Annotated in this window: 11 protein-coding genes; 5 read left to right on the forward strand and 6 right to left on the reverse strand. The window is 52.9% G+C overall.

What is annotated here, in order from left to right:
* The first annotated feature begins 55 nt into the window (after window positions 1-55).
* The 3 genes from AC27N8_RS30190 to AC27N8_RS30200 are packed head-to-tail and all read left to right on the forward strand — an operon-like array spanning window position 56 to window position 3,749.
* The gene (locus AC27N8_RS30190; protein ID WP_487072465.1) at window positions 56-1,354 is read left to right on the forward strand and encodes a PAS domain-containing protein; all 1,299 of its coding nucleotides are present in this window, start codon (window positions 56-58) and stop codon (window positions 1,352-1,354) included.
* Window positions 1,351-2,502, forward strand: coding sequence for a sensor histidine kinase (locus AC27N8_RS30195; protein WP_487072467.1), 1,152 nt, complete (start codon window positions 1,351-1,353; stop codon window positions 2,500-2,502). The genes AC27N8_RS30190 and AC27N8_RS30195 overlap by 4 nt, the downstream gene beginning before the upstream one ends.
* Before the next feature lie 23 nt (window positions 2,503-2,525).
* On the forward strand, window positions 2,526-3,749 hold the full coding sequence (locus AC27N8_RS30200) for a hybrid sensor histidine kinase/response regulator (protein WP_487072469.1): 1,224 nt from the start codon (window positions 2,526-2,528) through the stop codon (window positions 3,747-3,749).
* A gap of 92 nt (window positions 3,750-3,841) precedes the next feature.
* Here the strand turns inward: AC27N8_RS30200 and AC27N8_RS30205 are convergent, their stop codons facing one another.
* From AC27N8_RS30205 to AC27N8_RS30225, 5 genes are read right to left on the reverse strand one after another with little or no spacing between them, the layout of a single operon-like run.
* A complete protein-coding gene (locus tag AC27N8_RS30205; RefSeq protein ID WP_487072471.1) occupies window positions 3,842-5,029 on the reverse strand; it encodes a VWA domain-containing protein in 1,188 nt (395 codons plus the stop codon).
* Window positions 5,019-7,337: a DUF5682 family protein gene (locus AC27N8_RS30210; RefSeq protein WP_487072473.1), complete on the reverse strand. Its 2,319-nt coding sequence runs from the start codon at window positions 7,335-7,337 to the stop codon at window positions 5,019-5,021. Before AC27N8_RS30210 ends, AC27N8_RS30205 begins: the two co-directional genes overlap by 11 nt.
* Window positions 7,338-8,462, reverse strand: a complete 1,125-nt coding sequence (locus tag AC27N8_RS30215; RefSeq protein WP_487072475.1) for an ATP-binding protein — start codon at window positions 8,460-8,462, stop codon at window positions 7,338-7,340.
* Window positions 8,463-8,466: 4 nt separating this feature from the next.
* Window positions 8,467-10,002, reverse strand: coding sequence for a DUF5691 domain-containing protein (locus AC27N8_RS30220; protein WP_487072477.1), 1,536 nt, complete (start codon window positions 10,000-10,002; stop codon window positions 8,467-8,469).
* Between the two features lie 30 nt (window positions 10,003-10,032).
* Window positions 10,033-11,355, reverse strand: a complete 1,323-nt coding sequence (locus tag AC27N8_RS30225; RefSeq protein ID WP_487072479.1) for an SWIM zinc finger family protein — start codon at window positions 11,353-11,355, stop codon at window positions 10,033-10,035.
* Between the two features lie 331 nt (window positions 11,356-11,686).
* Here AC27N8_RS30225 and AC27N8_RS30230 point away from each other — a divergent pair, with 331 nt between their 5' ends.
* Window positions 11,687-12,067 (forward strand): hypothetical protein, encoded by a 381-nt coding sequence (locus AC27N8_RS30230; RefSeq protein ID WP_487072481.1) that lies wholly within the window; start codon window positions 11,687-11,689, stop codon window positions 12,065-12,067.
* Window positions 12,068-12,278: 211 nt separating this feature from the next.
* Window positions 12,279-13,031 (forward strand): hypothetical protein, encoded by a 753-nt coding sequence (locus AC27N8_RS30235; RefSeq protein WP_487072483.1) that lies wholly within the window; start codon window positions 12,279-12,281, stop codon window positions 13,029-13,031.
* 141 nt (window positions 13,032-13,172) lie between these two features.
* Here AC27N8_RS30235 and AC27N8_RS30240 read toward each other — a convergent pair whose 3' ends face one another.
* Window positions 13,173-14,294: a hypothetical protein gene (locus AC27N8_RS30240; protein WP_487072485.1), complete on the reverse strand. Its 1,122-nt coding sequence runs from the start codon at window positions 14,292-14,294 to the stop codon at window positions 13,173-13,175.

A 14,294-nucleotide genomic window follows, 5' to 3' on the forward strand; every position in this document is an offset into this window, starting at 1 on the left:
GGCTTGGGCGTGGTTTGTCTATAAAGGTTTTGTTTGAGAGCGGAGGGTAATTTCCATGCTTGATCATAACACGCACATCTCCACAACGTCGCAGCACGCGGGAAGCAAGTCGATCGGGTCTCTTGATGCAGATATTATTATCAAGAATGCACCCGATCCAATTTTTATTTCTGATCTGGAGGGGAAGATTCTTTCGGCCAATGATGCGGTTTACGAGCTGCTCGGTTTTCGCAACGATGAGGTGTTGGAGCAGTCGTTGTCGCGCTTTATCAGTGCTGAGGAGACGCGCGAGTTTACGGCTGCGTTGCGTGAGGTGATCGAGCGCGGCGTGACGCGGAATGCGCGTTTGAATCCGCAGAGTGCATCGGGAGAAGTGATCCCGACGACGCTGAATGCGTCGGCACTGCGCGATACGGATGGCAAGGTGATTGGTGCGATCGGTATCCTGCGCGATATGCGTGAGCTGGATAAGGCTCGCGCTTACGCGGACAGCCTGATCAAGAATGCACCGGACCCGATCTTTGTGTCAGATCTGGAGGGGAAGATTCTCTCGGCTAATGATGCGGTCTACGATCTGCTCGGTTTTCGTACCGATGAGGTGTTGGAGCAGTCGTTGTCACGCTTTATCAGTCCGGAGGAGACGCGCGAGTTTCTGGCGGCGCTCGAGGAAGTGATCGAGCGTGGGACGACGCGGAATGCGCGTTTGAATCCGCGGACGGCGTCCTATGAGGTGATCCCGACGACGTTGAATGCATCGGCGTTGCGCGATACGGATGGCAAGGCGATCGGCGCGATCGGTATCCTGCGCGATATGCGTGAGCTGGATAAGGCTCGCGCTCTGGCTGATAGCCTGATCAAGAATGCGCCGGACCCGATCTTTGTGTCAGATCTGGAGGGGAAGATTCTCTCAGCTAATGATGCGGTCTATGAGTTGCTCGGTTTTCGACCTGATGAGGTACTGGAGCAGTCGTTGTCACGCTTTATCAGTCCGGAGGAGACGCGCGAGTTTCTGGCGGCGCTTGAGGAAGTGATCAATCGTGGGACGACGCGAAATGCGCGCCTGAATCCACGGACAGCGTCCAATGAGGTGATCCCAACGACGTTGAATGCGTCGGCGTTGCGCGATACAGATGGCAAGGCGATCGGTGCGATCGGTATCCTGCGCGATATGCGTGCGTATGAGAAGGTCTTGCAGGATTTGCAGGAATCCAAGTCTGAGTTGCAGGAGAAGATCCTCGATCTGGAGAAGTTTGAGGAGGTGGTGGTTGGTCGCGAGCTGAAAATGATCGCTCTGGAGAGGGAGATCGATAATTTAAAGCGTGAATTGGAAAAGGTGAAGGACCAGCGTAAATGAATCTCATGCTTCAGTCTGTACCCGTAGCTGCCGATTATCAAGAGATGGACCTGGATCAACTGCGCCGGGCGTATCAGCGGCTCATGGACGAAAATACTCTGCTTGAAAAGCGGATCGTCAAAAGCGAAGAGCGTCGTCGTGCATTTATCCATATTCTCAGTGATCTGAATATGGTCAATCGTAAGTTGAATGATCAGCGCAAGGCGATGATTCATATCCTCGCCGATTACGAGAATGATCGTAGTCGACTGGAGAAACAGACGGAGCGCCTGGATAATTCTCGTCGCGCATTGATGCATATCTTGCAGGATGCTCATCAATCGAATGTGCGCCTGGAGAATAGTCGCAAAGCCATGATCCATATCATGAGCGATCTTAAAGAGACGTCGGAGGAGGTGCAGCAGCGCGAGTTGGAATTGCGCGAGAAGCAGGAGCAGTTGGTGCAGGCGGGCAAGTTGGCGACGTTAGGGGAATTGACAACGGGCGTTGCGCATGAGTTAAATAATCCATTGAACAATATCGGCCTATTTGTGGGCAACGCGATCGATCTAATTGAGCTGGGGATGGCTGATACTGAGCCTGAACGCATCCTCCAGGAGCTCGATAGCGCCATGCATCAGGTTCGTAAGGCGACCGAGATCATCTCACATCTGCGCACATTTGGCCGCGCCGCTTCGGTGAGTCGGGAGCCCGTGGTGTTGACACGTGTGATTGAGAGCTCTATCTCGCTGATGCAGGAGCAGTTGCGCTTACGGCAGATCGAAGTGATCCGCCATTTTCCTGAGCAGGATCTCATCGTAACCGGGAATGCGATCCAATTAGAGCAAGTTTTTATCAATCTTTTGACCAACGCTCGTGACGCTATGAACGACGTCACACCGAAAGTCATCACTATCACCTGTACGGTTGAGGAGCAGATGGTGCTGATTAGCGTCGCAGATACCGGTCCGGGGATACCTGAAGGGCTTGAGCAGCGTATCTTCGATCCATTTTTTACGACCAAAGATGTCGGTGCTGGTACAGGTCTGGGACTATCAATCACCTATGGCATTATCAAAGAGCATCAAGGAACCATTATGATCGAGAACCATCCTGGAGAGGGTGCCCTATTCTGGATTCAGCTTCCGTTGACCGAGGGCGAATTGTGAAGTGAGTGAGTGGACTTGCTATTATGAGTGAAGCATATATTCTCATTGTCGATGATGATACGGCTCTGTTACAGGCGCTCCCCCAGGCGCTCCATCTGCGCTTGCCCGGCTCCAGGGTAGATGTCTCTGATAGCGCTTTGGAGGCCCTGGAGCTGATAAAAAGCAATGACTACGATGCCATTGTGAGCGATATTAAGATGCCAGGCATGGATGGGCTAGCTCTTCTCGCTCAGGTGCAGGAATTGCGCCCTGCGACTCCTACGCTGCTGATCACCGGGCATGGGGATCACAGCCTGGCTATCAGAGCGCTACGCGGCGGCGCATATGATTTTATCCAGAAGCCAATCGATCGCGAATACTTTGTGGCAGCACTCCGTCGCGCCACGCAGACGCGACAGCTGAGCCGTCAGGTCATCTCGCAGCAACAGGCACTGGAGCAGCATGCCAAGTCCCTGGAGCGCATCGTACAGGAGCGTACGCGTGAATTGGTGGAAGCAAACGCCGTTAAAGATGAATTTCTGAGTATGGCTTCGCATGAATTAAAGACACCCCTGTCGAGCTTAAAGGGGATGACTCAACTTCTCCATCGGCGCCTGGCACGCGCCAATTCACCAGAGATTCCCAGTTTGGTTAGCATGGAAAACTCCATACGCCGCATTGAAGTCCTGGTCAACGACCTGCTCAATATCTCCTTGCTTGAAATGGGCATGTTCGACCTCTATTGCCGCAGTTGCAATATCTCTGAACTCACTCACAGTCTGGTTGATGAGTTTGTGCTGGGCACCAACCCGCGTCCAATCATCCACATGACGCTGGCCGATCAGCCCATCGAGGCGCATGTGGATATTGAACGTCTCAGTCAAGTGATTTTAAACCTCCTCTCGAACGCCCGTAAATATTCAGCCCCAAATTCTGCAATTGACGTAGCCGTAGTGCGTCTGGAGCATGAATATCGCATCAATGTGCATGACACCGGCGTTGGTATTCCTCCCGAACGGCTGCCATTCATTTTTGAGCGCTTCTATCGTGTACCGGATATTGAGGTACAAAGAGGCTCTAGCGTCGGATTTGGTCTGGGATTGTATATCTCCAAGCAGATCATTGAACGCCATGGTGGACATATTGAAGTTGAGAGTGAGCTCAAAAAAGGAAGCACATTCTCAATTGTATTACCTTTATCGATCGCAGCACCATCTCAGAACCAGCCCGATAGTAGCGTCGTACGCTTGCGTACGATGTCCCAGTAACGCGTACGATCAAGCCCCCCGGCGTGGCTCGCCGAGATGCTACTGTGTCGTACGTCGAGTGGGACATCGTACGCAAGCGTACGACGCTACTATCAGGCTTGGGTGCGCGTTGAAACGATATCGTTGCTGGCTGCCCACATATTCAGATCTTGACGCTGGATCGCTGCCGCCATCAGATCGGGAAACAGCTCTGGCGTGCAGGCGAAGGCGGGGATGCCCAGCGCCGCCAGCGCTTCCGCGTTGTGATGATCATAGGAGGGACTTCCCTGATCGCTGAGCGCCAGCAAACAGATGACCTGCACACCACTTGCTACCAACTCGGCGGCTCGGCGCAACATGCCCTCATTGTCACCGCCCTCATAGAGATCAGTGATCAGGACCAGAATTGTCTGGGTTGGTCGCGTGATCGTCTGCTGGCAGTAAGTGAGGGCGCGATTGATATCGGTGCCGCCGCCTAGCTGTGTCCCGAAGAGCAGATCGACCGGATCTTGCAGATCGTCGGTTAGATCGACTACTGCGGTATCAAAGACGACCATGCGCGTGCTGACCGCTTTCAGGGTTGCCAATACGGCTCCGAAGATACCTGCGTAAACGACCGAGCTTGCCATCGAGCCGCTCTGATCAACGCACAGGACGATATCGCGTAACGAGGAGCGTTTATGCCCGTGTCCGACCAGGCGCTCGACGATGATTGAGCGCTGCTCTGGCAGATAGTTCTTCAGGTTGAGGCGAATGGTGCGATCCCAATCGATCTCGTTGGCTTTTGGACGGTAGTTTCTTGTGGCGCGATTCAGGCTACCTCGCACGGCTTGTAGCAGGGGATTGGCCAGCTTGCGCTCCAGTTCCTCGACGACTTTGCGTACGACCTGACGAGCGGTCTCCTTGGTCTTTTCAGGGATGACCCGACTGAGCGAGAGGAGCGTCGCTACGAGATGCACATCGGCCTCGACCTGCTCAAGCATTTCTGGTTCAAGCAGCATCTGCGTCAGATTCAAGCGTTGCAAAGCATCCTTCTGCATCAGGCTAACGGTCGGAGATGGAAAGTAGGTACGAATATCGCCGAGCCAGCGTGATACATTAGGGGCCGAACTCCCCAATCCGCCGGAGCGCTCAGAGTCATAGAGCGCTTCTAATACCTGATCCATAGAGCGATCGGCGCCGGCTAAATCAGTTCCTCCCTGTTCTTCGCCCTGACCCTCACTCCCTGTGAGCCCCTCTGCCGCGTGCTTTCCCAGGACCAGTCTCCAGCGACGCAGGCGCTCGGTTTCATCAATTGCCATATGAGACCCCCATGAGTTGTGCTAGTATGGGGAGCACAAGCTGTGCGTGCTCCTGGTTGAGTCGTGCATCCTCGGATGTACCACCGGCACCAGCGGCCTGCGTGGTTGGACGATGTAATTTTGTGACTTTCTCTCCCATTTTTCGACGCTCGGGCGGTTGAAAGTTTGAGAAGGCGCGCCGTAAAATGGGCAGGAGTGCAGTAAAATTGTCGCCATCCAATGTATTGAGCCAGCGATCGAGGGCATACCAGAGGTCGTCCTGATGGAGTATGAGTAGCGCACTGCCTCGGATGACTCCTTCGATCCAGGCTGCTGCCTGCGTGATAGGGATCGCCGATGATAATGATAGGTTTGTCAGGCGTTGCATGTCGGTATCAGTAAGCGCCTGTTGATCCAGCAGCAGGCGGCAGCAGCGTCCACGGACCAGGCCATGGATACTCTCGCGCTCGGCCAGCGTTCTCAGAGTTGCGTGCCAGATGGCTCTCTGATCCTCACGGTCGAGTAGCTGGACGCTCTCCTGGACATGATCCAGGCTACCGATCATCTTTTGAGCGGCATCGTCGTCGAGTGAGGAGCAGGCCGCAGGCAGACCAATCATGCTACGCTCGAAGAGGCCGTCTATGATGGGTAGGATGTGCTCAGCTTTGGTCTGGCGGACATCGCTGTAGCGAGCGACACGTGCCAGTGGCGGCAAGGCATCCATCAGATGTTGAACATCGGCCGACACCGCTGCTCTCTGCTGGATCGCTGCCAGGAGCTGCTCAATAGCTTCCGGTAACTCGGCCAGGATGGTCTCATTCAGGATCTCGGTGAGCTCAGGTAACTCGCTCTGTTTGTGTGCGGTGTCACAGATGTAGGAACTGGCTGCAACCTCAATCGTGTTGCCCCAGATATTGGCTTCAATGATCGCCAGCGCAAATTCGACTTTCCATTGGACCTGCCAATGTTCGTGGAAAGAGCCGGCTTTTCCTCGCACCTGTGTCTGTTTACCCCAGGGAATTGAGAGCAGTCGTAAGCGATGGAGTAACTGGCTGCGAGCGCGATCGGTAGCCTTGCGGATATCTAATTCCAGCGTTGCTTTTTCTACCGATGGTTTGAGTCGTAGCCGACGCTGGAGATTCTCCAGATCATATTGGAGAGGAACCGCCGGAACATCTTTCGAGACATGCCCAAGCTGCTCACCAATCTCAAGCTGCTCGCGAATGAGCTGCATCGGAGCGTTATCGCCGTTGCAGAGTACGGTCAGGATCGCTTCATTATGCTCTGCCATGCCCGGCTGAGGCAGATCACGCATCGCAGCCAGCGTCTCGCTGAGACGGACTGTTTCGATGACGTTGGCCGAAGAGGCGTTGAGTCCCTGCTGACGGAGCAGATGAGCTGCCCTGGTGATCCAGCGGATCGTAACGCGATCTTTCGTTTGCCAGAGATGAGCGTACCAACCTGGCGAGCTGACGCCTGCGCCATAGCCACTCTTATACGAAAGCCGTGAATTTGTCCAGGGAATCCAGGTTGTTGCCACCTTGATCTGCTTCAGCCCGCGCAACGTCTCGCGATCTGCTTGCTCAGATCCGGGATCGACCAGCACTGGAGCATGCCAGGCACCGCAGACGACGGCGATGCGCTGAAAGCCCTCAGCTTGTGCCGCCCGGATTGACTGACGCATCCATGCCTCGCGTTGAGCCTCCTCCTCATCTTTGAGTGGAGTGCCGCTGCGCAACTCAGTCATCGCTTCTAAAATGCTCTCAAAGAGATTGGAGGCTTGCTGACGCTGCTCAATCTGGCGCTCCCACCACAGTTCCTGATCGGTATATCCGGCCGCCAGAGCCAGCAGCGTCAGAGGATCTTTGCTCAGCTCTGCCTGCTCCTCTTCCTGATCCTGATCGGTTGGCGAGAGCGTCTGCGTATTGTTTTGCGTTGCAGGTGGTGCTGCGGTTTCCTCTTCTTGAGTGAGCGCCTCTGTTTCAGCTGTGATTGCCTCATCATCAGATCTCTTTGCCAGCTGAATCGCCTGTGGAAGATCCATGAAGCGTGCAGGGATCTTCTCTTTAATCGCATACTTCAGCGCCTGCCACTCCGGCGAAAAGGTGGTAAAGGGATAATAGACGGCTTTTTTCGGTTGTTCTGGTGCGTAGATCAGCAACGCGATAGGTGGCTTCATATCGCTCTGCCCCAGGAAGTGTAGAACCTCCTGAGCGTCAGGAGGTCCCTCGACCAGCACGATGTCTGGCTTGAGCTTCTTGAGGGAGGCAAGCAGTGCGCGTGCACACCCCGGACCATGATGGCGAATGCCAAAGACAGTTGTCGTCATTTAGAGCACCTCATTAAACGCTCGATATAAGTCTTTCCAACCGTCGCGCTCCTTGACCACGGTCTGTAGGTATTCTAGCCAGACGATGCGATCCTGAACTGGATCTTTTATTACTGCGCCAGTCAAGCTAGAAGCGATATCGGCGGCATGGAGTTTTCCATCGCCGTAGTAGCCGGCCATGGCCAGACCGCTGTTGAGCACTGAAATGGCTTCGGCTGTCGAGAGCGTTCCGCTGGGGGATTTGATCTTGGTTTTGCCGTCTCTAGTAATGCCGGAGCGCAGTTCACGAAAGATGGTGACGACGCGGCGGATCTCTTCGAGGGCGGGCTTCTCTGCGGGCAGCTCTAACGCTTTGCCCAGGCTCTCAACGCGTCGATCCACGATCTGGATCTCTTCTTCGATCGTATTTGGCAGTGGCAGAATGACGGTATTGAAGCGGCGCATCAGTGCGCTGGAGAGCTCATTGACGCCTTTATCGCGATTGTTGGCGGTCGCGATCACGCTGAAGCCTTTACGGGCCTGGACCTCGGTATTGAGTTCGGGCACGGGCAAGGTTTTTTCGGAGAGGATGGTGATCAACGTATCCTGGACTTCGCTGGGAATACGTGTCAGCTCCTCAATGCGAGCGACCTTACCTTCCTGCATCGCATTCATCATCGGACTTACTACCAGAGCAGCCTCTGATGGACCTTCGACGAGTAAGCGCGCATAATTCCAGCCGTAGCGAATGGCGTTCTCGTCTGTGCCAGCAGTTCCCTGGATGAGCAGAGTCGAATCTCCTGTGATCGCTGCGGCCAGATGTTCGCTGACCCACGATTTGGCTGTGCCTGGGACGCCGTAGAGGAGAAGGGCACGATCTGTCGCGATAGTCGCAATGGCGATCTCCATCAGGCGCGGATTGCCGACGTATTTGGGAGTGATCTCAAAACCATTGGCGAGCTTACCACCCATCAGATAGGTGCGTACCGCCCATGGCGAGAGGAGCCAGTTGGGTGGGCGCTGACGGGTATCGACTTTTGCCAATTCGGCCAATTCTTCCGCGAATTGCTGTTCTGCATGTTGTCGCAAGATCGCTTGTGGTGTGCTGGTTGAGACGGCCGTTGTATCGCTATTTGTAGTAGTCATACGATTAAATCTCCTCTAAAATGCGTTTTCGTAGTTGAATGAGTTCGATAAATTGGGCGATATGACGATATTTGTGTTGTAACTGCCAGGAAACTTTTTCAGGCTGCGGTAGATTATGTAATGCCTGTGTTTGTTCGAAGCAAGATGGGTGTAGAGCCTCTACGACGGTTGTGAGAATCTGAGACCAGAATGTATAGTTTTCATTCTTCTCGTCCCGTGCATAGTCGGTGAGCATCTTCAGACAGTGCTGGCTAAAGGTGCTACTCCACGGAGCTGGCAGTAGTTCAATTGCCAGGTGCCAGTGCTCTTGATCCGTTTGGAGTGGCGCAATCAGCTCTTCTCTGGTAGTCGCCGGGAGTCTGCTCAGCATCTGACTGCATACCTCGTTCATCGGTGTTTTTTGATCTGTGCGCAGATACCAATCCAACAGCGGAGTATACCAATCAACGCTTTTATGCAGGGCGGCTGCTTGCATAATGTCCAGCAGGAGCACTTTCCCATGAGGCGAGTCTTTGATCACGCTGACCAATGTCCCTGGCGTACTGGCAAAGCGTTCTTCCCAGTGTTGCGGCGGGATATGCGCAAGCCCAAGATGTAGCCAATAGTCAGAGTTATGGTCGTCATCCTGCTTAATCTTGCTGATAGCGATCGCACTTTTCCACTCCAGCGTCATCTTTTCAGGCAATGTCACGATCAGCCGTTGTCGAAGCTTCACCTTCTTATAGTCTAACATCGCATCGATCGTCTTGATTAAGAGCTGCATTTGCGGCGATTCAGGCAGCTGATAAAGCAGAAAGACGGCTGTCTGTCGTACTCCTTCGCTGCGATCCTCTAATGCCCGCTCGATAAAGGCTTGATCATGATTCGACAGGCCCTCTTGCAGGCATGACAGGAAAGCTATGCGCTCCTCAGCCTTCTCATCTTGCCAGACCGCTTGCAGCCAGGCAAGAGCTTTATCTGGATCCTGCGCACGTAGGCGTTGTAAAATTGCCTGACGCTGCTCACGTTTGCCTTCTTGCCAGATTGTCTCGGCCTCTATGGGAAGTATTCCATTTGTCTCAGTTATCCCATCGTCGACCCAGTTCCAGAGATCTTTGAACTGACTGAGCCAGCGAGCACGTTCGCCAAGGACAGGGATCAAAGCAGCGCGGAACTGTTTATTTTTTGTTCCATAGTCCAGATACTCATTTAAGAGCCTATAAGGAATTCTTAACTGTGCTCTCTGAAGCCGCTGTAAGGCTTCTTCGGGTAATGCTGTATGGCTCGCTTTTGTGAGAAGATCCCAGAGAGAATACGCTATCCGTTCCGAGCAGGCTGGGAGCGTTTCAGGAGCGGCTGGTGCTGGTGGCTCCGGAGCTTCTAATGCTCTCTTGCCGGCCTGTTGATAAATGGCTCGCGCTCCGGCAGCCAGTAAGAATGCGCGTTCTTTTTGTTCCGACGTGCTTTGTCCGGTGAGCGTATCTACTGCGCTCTGCGTGACCGGTAAGGTGGTTTTATAATGAGCTGTCCCCACCACGGCGGCAGTAAGAAATTCATCCATAAACTCAAGTCCATCTTTCTACAAAGGTTTTTACGGGCGGTGATACGTCTGATCAGCCAGGATACCCAGTGGTAAGAGCGTCTCACCATTCCATTCGCCGACAAAGTCGACCGGATACCCTCCAGCGGGCGCAAGTAATCTCCAATACTCGTATGATGGAGTGAGCGGGAGTGCGCGTCCGGCTTGATCGCGTAGCGACCAGCGTTGTTGTGACGGTTCGTAGAGTAGTAGAGCGGAGGATAGAATGCATAGAAAGCGTTCGCGCCACGGCTGATTAGAGAGTTGTTGGGCAACTTGCTCGAAAAAAGCGTCGAACGTTGCCACACCGGGTAAGGAAGCTTGAATAGGAGTAATCTCTCCCACTTGTTGCACCACCAGTGCGCGTTGTGGATCAGCTCCGGGCCAGTAAGCAAGCTCGGCTCTTTGTCTGATGCCAACCGGATAGTTTGCGTTAAATGGACTGCCGGCAAAGGAAAATTGGAGTATCAATGCCGTTTTTCCTGTGGTAATGCCCTGAAGCCAGTTATATTTTGTTTCAGAACGTTCGGCATGCTCAGAATGCTGTCCAAGGAAAAGCCAGTCATCAGTTACATGTGTTCCGTGTTCCATGACTTCAGGTTCTTTGCGGGTCCAGCCTACCATTTGCTGAATGTCCTCCTGTAGCGGTTCTGGAGCACGCTCAATGTGCTGATAGGCTTCCGTCAGCAGCGCTAACTTTCCCAGTTGTCCCAGCAGTTTCTCGGACCATGCCTGCGATGAGTGTGGCGTGGCTGCCATACTACGAATGCTGGCCGCGAGGCCTGTGGCTTGCGCATCGACCATTTGAGCCGCTTGCTGCTCCCAGATTGAAGTCGATTGTGACTCCAAACTGCCCAGGCCGTTGCGTATCAGGTCATTGAGCCAGAGATCAAGCTGTTCAATGCCTTGTTTGACTTTGGCTTGACGCTTCTCCTTGCTTTTCTGTGTATTTTCGGCCGACTTTGGCTCTGCCGGCTTGGCTGCGATAGTCTCCTTGCGCTTTTGATTGGCAGCACGCTTGGCTAGCCAGCTTACCACCCATTCAGGTGGCTCACCTTCGATGACGGCCGTGGGCGTGTTGACGCTCAGGAGCAAGAGTCCCAGGCTATGTTTGCAGGGCAATTTACGGCTGGGACAATTGCATTGCGCTGTGAGTGTGGCAAGTTCGATCCGTACTTGATAGAGTGCACTTCCCTGACACTCTCCCCAGAGCGCCTGGGTATTGTATCCTACGTTCTTCCAGTTTTTTTGCGCGGAGAGCTTTCTACCAGCACTTGCCGCACTGGCATCTGGTGCTAATGATGTTATTTGATCGGCTGTGATAGCTAGTTCCACGGGCAATTCCTTTAAAATCTTTTTTGTATTTCTACTCAACTATTCTTTTGCCGCTTCCTTAAAGCGGAAATAAAACTGAGCCATGTAGTTAGATCTGGCGTGTCTATCATACATCTCGCCAATGGCGTATTTATAGAGCGCAAAACCTCAATGCTGGAAGCTCTGCGCATGCTGGATTGAAACTTCTGCCCCGCTCTCATACGTGAGAGTTGTAGTACTTATCGCCCTGAAAAGGGGTCAAGGGAAACGAAGACCTCGTAGCGTCGCACGCTTCGCTCGACACTGGTCAAGTGAATTACACCCGCATTTAGATAAGAATGGAGCACTGAATATGGATAATCATCAAGAGCCGACACGTATGAGTGATGATGAGCGTAAGGCTTTGAATGCTCAGGCAATCGCTGAAGGTACAACTCCTGAAAGAATACAGCAGAGGCAGACGCAAGGCAAGCCAACCAGGACTGTGCCCGGACAAAAGGATCGTGAGGGGCTCGTCGACGGCTATGCCGAGACTGAGGGTGAGGATTATGCCGCTCCTCAAGGCGAGGAGCGTGAGGGTTATGATCCTGCACATAGCGGGGTGCGACATGCCATCAATAAGCCTGGGGCCTCCGCTCAGACACCCGGTCGCGACGAGGGAACCGCCTGGTCATCGCAAGAACAGATGGGCAGCTTGCGCGATACATATGATCAGAAAAATCCCGCTCAATAGAGTAGCGTAAAAAATCAGAGGATGCGTCAGATCGCTATGCCTCTGATTTTTTTGTGGAATTTTTCTTTTTCCGTAACGTTTCCGTAACGATCAGCCTGTACAATGAAGATGCATGAATAATTAATACGTGGTCGTGGTATGTGAATCCTTAGTATCATTTATAGATGCCAATTTTTAGATTTGTACAAGAAATATTAATTGAGGTGTATGTGTGTCAGTAGAATATGCAACAGTTACGGCTGGTCCAATGATGTCCTTGTCGCTACTATCCACTCCACTGCATGTGAATTATATGCATCTGACGGAGCTAGCCGCATATTGTAAAGAAGAAATGCAGAAATATTGTCGCGGTGAGGTTGGGGATGATTGTTATGCGCTCGAAATTTTTCGTCGAGCTATGAAATTGCAAGATGAGCAAGCCTGGGACGTATTACAGCAGTGTTTCGGGGGATTGGTCTTCAGCTGGATGCGTCGTCATACCAAACGTGAGCGTGCCTACGCTCTTGATACCGAAGAGAACTATGTCGCACAAGCCTTTACGCGACTCTGGCAGGCAAGTATCAATAATTCAGAACTCCACTTTGTTACACTGGCCGCTGCTCTGAATTATTTACGCGCCAGCCTCAATGGTGCCATCATGGATACGTTACGTATTTACACCCATCCCAATGAGATATCCCTGCCTGATGCTAACGATGCAATGGAGATCGGAGAGATGGCTGCCGAAGAACAAGATGATAGCGAAGAATTGTGGCACATTGTCCGCTCGTTGCTCAGCAATGAACGTGAGATCCGCCTCGCCTATCTGCATTTCCACTGTGGACTCAAAGCGCGAGAGATCATCTCTTTCTGCCCAAAAGAGTTTCAAGACGTCCAGGAAATATACCGTTTGCGACACAACATCTTCAAGCGCTTGACGCGTAACGCCGATCAAATTCGCTGGCGCTTAAGTGGCATGGCTTAGCCACAATCCGAGAGGCATTTAGAACGCTCTCGCTCGAAAACATCACAAAGTATGTTTTGTCAACCCGCTTCACTCATCGTGTGTGATGATCACAATCGCTCAGATAATTACTATTGCGATCGTCACACACGATATCTTCATTTACCTTGCTGTATGCAGAGCGTGCAGCAAGGCATCGAGAGGTGTATTACGGCGCGGCGGGATCTTCATCAGACGCTTTTCCCTTTGTGCCTTGCGCATTTCCAGGACAAGTTCATTGACGGCTTGTGCTGTTACCTCTAGCGTGGCTTCGGAGGCGCAGGCGTTACGATAACGGTCAAAGAGCCGATTGAGCTGTTCTGCGACGGTCCAGAGTTCGTGCGTGGATGAGAGACGTACGCGTGTGTCATAGTGACTGTTGGACACGCTTTGAATGGCCTGGCTGATGGCCTGTATTCCCGACTCGAACTCTTCCTGGCGCTTGTCTGCCTCCGCTCGACTTTCTGCCAGCATCAAATTGAGCGCCACGACCTGCTCCGCTTGATTTTCGCGCTTTGTGGCTTGCAGCAAGCTGGAGACAAGGAGCGCGCTGAAGAATGCTGTGATGACTTGTAGCATAATGGGTCGTGCATAGACATCGCCAACATCGGCGGGTGAATTGAGGACCGCGACCAGATCTGGTGCGTGTGGAGCAAAGGCCATGAGCGCTATAATCACAACAATATTGAAGCCACCGACAGCGAAAGCGCTCCAGGCTGGAAGCAAGGCCACAGCGATCAAGATCGGTTGCACGAGGATATCAAGCATGGGGAGCGTGAAGACGTTGATGCCTCCCGTCACAGTGACGACTTTTAGGATGACGGTGGCTTCTATCGATGCAACCATCAGAAGACCCGCAATGTTCAGGTTCCCACGGCGATTACAGAAGAATGCGAGAAACAGGGATAAGATACAAATCAATAGTGGCCCTATCACGATGCTTCCGTTTGAGCCTGCCAGCACCACTGGTACGACAGGAAGCTCGATCAGCACGAGTTGCGCCACGAGGATGATGCTGGCCATGCGACTGCGGCGGGATTTTTCTCGATCTTGAAAGTTTGCGAGTCGATCCGTCGGCAAAGGATACGCCGCCAGGCGATACCACATGGCGCGCCAGGGGTGATTAATATCTTCATCTGTCGACAAAAAAGTTGATGAGGATTTAGGTCGCTCCAAAAATGTATCCTGTTGTCCCTGAAATTCTTGTATATGAACTGTTGCTTCTGGTCTTCCCTGGTTGCGCAT

The sequence above is a fragment of the Dictyobacter sp. Z7_2 genome, assembly GCF_057551105.1.